The sequence below is a fragment of the Mesorhizobium sp. M4A.F.Ca.ET.020.02.1.1 genome, assembly GCF_004022645.1.
Taxonomy (GTDB): domain Bacteria; phylum Pseudomonadota; class Alphaproteobacteria; order Rhizobiales; family Rhizobiaceae; genus Mesorhizobium.
The window spans coordinates 1-630 of the sequence record NZ_RZOI01001331.1; the positions used below are offsets into that span (position 1 = coordinate 1).

Genomic DNA, 630 nt, shown 5'->3' on the forward strand with positions numbered 1-630 from the left:
GCCTTCAAGCGCATGATCGAAAACCCGATGGGCATGCTGGTGTAAGAAGGGAAAGGCGGTGCGGAAATTCTTCACCAGCCTTTTTGCCTTCATCCTCTCCAGTTCGGCCGGCACGCTGGTGGCGCAGCAGCTGGCCGTCCTGACCGGCGCGGAAGAGGAATACACACTGGTTTTCGCGGCGACTGCCCTGATCATTGTCGTCGTGACGATCCTCTTCTTCGCCGTGCAGTTCTTCGCCGACCCGGTTCGTGCCGTCGACCGGACATTGTGGTGGCTACTGGTGTTTTTCGGTCTCGCGCTGCTTGCGCTGGTGGGATGGACCTTTTCAGTGCCGGCCGAGAATCGGGCGACCGCGAGCGACCTTTCGATGATCGCCGGGATGATCCTTCCCGGTGTCGCGACGATCATCGTGCATTGGCTGTTCGTACGCTGGCGGCTCAAGCGCTCGGCGGCAGGGTTCGGCAGGGATGGGGCAAGCGCATGAAGACAATTCTCTGCTATGGCGATTCGCTGACCTGGGGTTATGACGCCGCCAGCCTCGGCCGCCATGCGCCGGAAGACCGCTGGCCGAGCGTGCTCAAGGCAACGCTCGGTGACGGCGTCGAGGTTATCGCCGAAGGCCTGAACGGC

General features: G+C 62.2%; 1 protein-coding gene and 1 pseudogene. Both read left to right on the forward strand.

Features of this window, described 5'->3' with window-relative positions; genetic code table 11:
* Positions 1-58 precede the first annotated feature (58 nt).
* Positions 59-484: a hypothetical protein gene (locus tag EN742_RS36955; RefSeq protein WP_127406441.1), complete on the forward strand. Its 426-nt coding sequence runs from the start codon at positions 59-61 to the stop codon at positions 482-484.
* Positions 481-630 (forward strand): annotated as a pseudogene (locus tag EN742_RS36960) (arylesterase); the annotation flags it as partial. The gene EN742_RS36955 and the pseudogene EN742_RS36960, both read left to right, overlap by 4 nt.